Genomic DNA, 4,108 nt, shown 5'->3' with positions numbered 1-4,108 from the left:
CTCTCTCAGAGAGCCTTTACCCGGATCAAAACGTTGATCACGTCCTGACGGAGACTCTTCCAGGCCCCTCACCATGGACTTCAGGCCCGCTCAACGCGGGCTCGGCGGCCGCGTCGTTCGCACAGACGCGAACGGCCCCGGGGTCCATCCGGGGCCGCCTGCTCGAGGATCTCTCCAAGGAGAACAGTACGTGGCAGATTCCAATACCCCCCAGCCCCTGCCCCAGCGCTGGGCGATCATCCTGCTCGCTGGCGTCCTGGCGGGCGCCCTCGTCCTGAGCCTGGCAGGCCCGCTGCCCGGGCTCGGCGCCGCAGGCGCGACGGTGCTCGCCCTGCACAAACTCATGGCGTAGCGAAACGGTGGAGGGTGCTGCCGGCGCCCTCCACCGGCGCCGCCAGGCGCTCCTGGCCGCCCCGTGCCCCAACGGGGCGGCACCGCGGGTGCCTCCCGAACTCGTGAACATCGACTTAGTCGGCTTTGAGATGCCTCCCCGCACTCATTGACAAACGGCTCCCGTTCTGGAGGGACAAAGCCAGGCTGAGTGATCGCGCGACGCCGCAGCGCCGTTGATGAGCGTGGACGCCAAAGCCGCTTGTTCATCATTGGGACGGCCGGGTTGCCGACCGCTGCAGTGAGCAAGAATGCTCTTCCACGCCGCCACGGGCAGCGTGTTCCGTCTGCGCGGTGTCGCGACGCAAAGGAGACAGCCGCCCTGCTGAGCGGAGACCGCTCACTGGTCCACAACTCGGTGCCCGGCGCAGAGTTGACGACCCGGCTGCAGCGTGCCGGGTTACTCGTCGCGCTGGACGCCGGGCCGACCTCTGTACGGGAGCGGGGATCGCCTACCACGCCTCCGCGGTCTCCAAAGGAGAACCACGACCGCCGTCGCCCCTACAGCCCCCGTCCGGGAAGCGCCCTGGTGCGGACCGGCCCAAAGCGCGTCCACGGCCTGTGTCGCGGTCTCCTTTTTGCTAGCCGGTCAGAGGACCGAGATGGCCGTCGGGCATTCGGTGTCGTTGAAGATGTGGGTAATGCTGTCACCGGTCCACTTCAGAAGCGTGATGAGCATTTCCGCGGTCGATACGAGGTGCCCACCGACGTGGTGCACCCGGGGCTGCTCGGTGGTACGCAGGCACTGCTGGAGTGCGGCGCGGAAGTTGGTGATGCCCGCGACTGTCCGGCTGTGCAGGGTCACGGCTTCCTGGCGGCTGAGGTTGCGGTGGAGGAGTCCGTGCTTGAGCTGGGCAAGGTCGCTGTTGCAGTCGGCGAGGAAGTCTGAGGCCAGCCCCCAGGGGATGCGCATTGTGTCGGGCAGCAGCGCCCGGCCTACTACGGTCATGATGTGTGTGGTGGTGATGGCCTTGTCGAGCTGATGGGGCAGGGCGTGCAGTCTGCGCAGGGCGAGCCAGGGGGCGATGCTGTCGGCGGCTTCGCGCAGGGCTGCATCGAGGTGTTCCCAGTGCGCGGTGTCGGCGTCGTCGTCGGTGACGCTTTCGGGCACCACTGCCGCGGAGAAGATGGAGGCGCTGCCGGCGTCGAGGTCGATCGCGGCTTCGGCTCGTTTCTGCATCGCGGCGTCTGCGGCGGCCAGCCAGTCGTCGAATGCGGCATCGTCTTCCGCGTCGCTCTTCGGGGTGGGGGTCGCCTTGCTCACTCTGCACCTTCCGTCATCAATCGCCACGCCTGTTTGAGTTGTTTGCGGGCTCGGGCCAGGTTCTGGCGTACCGCCTCGGGGGTCATTTCCAAGTGTTGGGCTGTTTCTTGTGCGGAGAAGCCGTCGTAAGACCAGGCGAATGCCTGGCGCTGGCGCATGGGCAGGGAAGCAAGGACTGTGACGACGAGGGCTTCCTGAGCGCCGAGTTCCACTGTTTCTGCGGGGCACGGTCCACCGGGCCAGTCGGGGAGCTCCTCCTGGGCGGTTTCCCTCTGGGCCCGCTGTTTGAGCAGTTGGCGATAGGCCACCCGGCGCAGCCATGCCTGGGGATGGCCGATGGTTTCCCAGCTCTCCCAGGCCAGAGCGAATGCCGCTTGTGCAGCTTCGAGGGCCTCGTGTCCGTTGGCGCCGTGCCGTATGACAAAGACCGTGAGTCCGGGCATGAGGCTGCGGTAGTGATGGGCGAAATCCGCCCTGGCCTTCGAGCTGGTGGGCGAGGGGGCGGCCTGCGCCGGAAGGGGTGGGCCATCCTGGAAGAGCGAGACCTGGGCCGGGCTTGCCTCATTCATTGTCGCCACCAGGTCGTGGAGCAGCAGGGCCAATGTGGATGGTGAGGTGGCTTCGGTCGGCTCGCTGCTCAGACAGGCGGCTGCCGGGCGGAAGAGCTCTGATCCGCCTGCTGATGCCGGACTCACTCAGCTGTGCGAGCCGCACGGCCGCCCGTGCTCGCAGCCATACGTGCAGCACGCGTACTGCACAGGCGCCGATACCTGCCATCAGGGAGGTCACCGCCATCGCGTCCATGATCGGCCTTCCGCTCGCGCCCTTGCCGGGGAAAGGGATGCTGACAACTGACGGGATGTAGTGCGATCAGATTGGCCGAACGTGACACTCCTGCGGCACACTCTTTTGGCCAACTCCAGGCCAAAGACGTTGAGTTAGGCGAACTCACAGCTCAGCGGCCCGCCTGCATCACGTCGTTGCGTAAAAGGGTGACACACAGCACACCTCCCGCGGCAGGGCTCGTGCCGTGAGGCGGCAGCGCAGCGGCGAAGGCCGCGCTGCCGCCCCGGCCCATGGCTTCGAAGGTTCCCTGCCTGCCACAGATTCCCGCCTTTCTGGCGCGGCTCCGCCCCGTGCCGATCTGACTTACCCCTCGCCCGGGTGACAAGAACGCTCTGTACGGCACGTCGGCGAGCGCCGACTCGCTACGAAGGTCACGAACAGTTTGTGATCTTCGAGGAGACCCGTGCCTGCCATCATCCGCACCGCCGTCCTGCTCACCGCTGCCGCGGCCCTCATCATCCCGGCCGCCCCCGCCCAAGCAGCTCCCTCTGGCCACGGTGCGGCGCCGCGGGCCGGCGAGACCGTCACCCAGCCGCTGCAGGCCGCCCTCAAGTCCCTGACCATCAAGGACGAGGACCGCACCGGCTACCAGCGCACCTCGTTCAAGCACTGGGTGGACGCCGACAAGGACGGCTGCACCACACGGGCCGAGGTCCTCCAGGCCGAGGCACTCACCGCCCCCGACCAGGGCCCCAAATGCAAGCTGACCGGCGGCCGCTGGTACTCCGAATACGACGACCACTACATCGAAGGCCCCTCCGGCCTCGACATCGATCACCGCATCCCTCTCGCGGAGGCCTGGGACAGCAAGTAGGCGGAGTTGCTTCTCCTGCATCGATAACGCGCTCAAGACGTCGCAGCCATGGCCTGCACATCATCACGCCCAGCAATGGCGCCACCGCGCCGCCAACGACTGGACCGCCCATCTCGAAGCCCGGCTGACAGATCCGCAGGCTGGCAAGATGAGCGCCCATGAATGATCAAGAAGCCGTTGAAACACACGCTCTCCGTGTGATCACCGAGCTCTATCCCCATGCCCTGGGCGCCATACTCGGAGGCTCCGCCGCTCAGGGGCGCGCCACCGCGACCAGCGATCTGGACGTGGCCGTGCTCCTTCCCGACTCGGACATCAGCCGGCGGGAAGTGATCCGTCACCAGGGCCGCATCGTCGAGTTGTTCCTCAACACCCTGGCGGACATACCGGAGTTCTTCGCCTGGGACCGAGCCCGGCGCCGCGGGACCGTCCTGTTCGTCTACGACCAGGGTCTGCCCCTGACAGACCCGCACGGACATGTAGCCCATGCGCGCCAACTGGCCCGGGATGTCCTCGCTTCAGGGCCTCCGCCCCTCAGCACAGCCGAGTGGGCACACGGCCGCTACGTTCTGACCTGCTTCCTGGACGACCTGACCGACACCCCACCCGACAGCCGGTACGAACAGCTCTCCCTCGCCGAAGGTGCTGCGCCAAGCAGCAGACCTGCTCACCGCCCACCACAGCGCCTGGACAGGTATCGGCAAATGGCTTCCCCGCCGACTGCTCAGTGCAGACCCAGTCCTGGGCAAAGCACTGCTGGATGGGCACCAGGCCGTAGCCGAGCACGCCGCCCC

General features: G+C 67.0%; 5 protein-coding genes. 3 read left to right on the top strand and 2 right to left on the bottom strand.

Annotation, left to right across the window (positions count from 1 at the left end; all coding sequences use genetic code 11):
• The first annotated feature begins 190 nt into the window (after positions 1-190).
• On the top strand, positions 191-352 hold the full coding sequence (locus tag ACFQ7F_RS45515) for a hypothetical protein (RefSeq protein ID WP_383285583.1): 162 nt from the start codon (positions 191-193) through the stop codon (positions 350-352).
• 627 nt (positions 353-979) lie between these two features.
• On the opposite strand, the gene ACFQ7F_RS45510 is transcribed toward ACFQ7F_RS45515, so the two are convergent.
• Both ACFQ7F_RS45510 and ACFQ7F_RS45505 read right to left on the bottom strand, forming a co-directional pair.
• Positions 980-1,654: a hypothetical protein gene (locus tag ACFQ7F_RS45510; RefSeq protein ID WP_383285580.1), complete on the bottom strand. Its 675-nt coding sequence runs from the start codon at positions 1,652-1,654 to the stop codon at positions 980-982.
• Positions 1,651-2,256, bottom strand: coding sequence for an RNA polymerase sigma factor (locus tag ACFQ7F_RS45505; RefSeq protein ID WP_383285577.1), 606 nt, complete (start codon positions 2,254-2,256; stop codon positions 1,651-1,653). The genes ACFQ7F_RS45510 and ACFQ7F_RS45505 overlap by 4 nt, the downstream gene beginning before the upstream one ends.
• 647 nt (positions 2,257-2,903) lie before the next feature.
• Here ACFQ7F_RS45505 and ACFQ7F_RS45500 point away from each other — a divergent pair.
• Together ACFQ7F_RS45500 and ACFQ7F_RS45495 are read left to right on the top strand one after the other, a co-directional pair.
• Positions 2,904-3,314: a hypothetical protein gene (locus tag ACFQ7F_RS45500; protein ID WP_383285574.1), complete on the top strand. Its 411-nt coding sequence runs from the start codon at positions 2,904-2,906 to the stop codon at positions 3,312-3,314.
• 197 nt (positions 3,315-3,511) lie between these two features.
• Positions 3,512-4,108 (top strand): nucleotidyltransferase domain-containing protein (locus ACFQ7F_RS45495; protein WP_383285571.1); only part of this gene is annotated, 597 nt, incomplete at its 3' end.

Source organism: Streptomyces sp. NPDC056486, assembly GCF_042795295.1.
Classification (GTDB): domain Bacteria; phylum Actinomycetota; class Actinomycetes; order Streptomycetales; family Streptomycetaceae; genus Streptomyces.
The sequence above is the reverse complement of the archived record's forward strand: the minus strand, read 5'-3'. Positions and strand labels throughout refer to the sequence as shown.